Origin of the sequence: Paenibacillus sp. BJ-4 (assembly GCF_020404765.1) — a bacterium.
Classification (GTDB): Bacteria; Bacillota; Bacilli; order Paenibacillales; family Paenibacillaceae; genus Paenibacillus.
In genome coordinates, this window is sequence record NZ_JAIVEM010000105.1 from 1 (window position 1) to 211 (window position 211).

The following is a 211-nucleotide window of genomic DNA, read 5'->3' on the forward strand; positions in this document are numbered from 1 at the left end:
GATGGGCTTAGTCGGTTGCTCCGTACCCACTCTTTGCTGTCTTCCCAGACATGCCGAGTCACCACTTTGCGGTGGTTTCGAGACTGGGTACACTGGCCCAGCAGTGGGCAATACTCGCATTTAGCTGGGTCAGAGGCATACTGCCGGTATCCCTTACGGTCCGTCGTTCGGTAGGGCAGTTCCTGTTGGGCTGGGCAAATATATACATTGC

At 55.5% G+C, this 211-nt stretch carries 1 protein-coding gene; it reads right to left on the minus strand.

All coding sequences use genetic code 11. The annotated features are described in order from the left end of the window. A partial coding sequence (locus tag LCF57_RS17790; RefSeq protein WP_226001893.1) for a transposase occupies positions 1 to 211 on the minus strand: 211 nt, incomplete at both ends.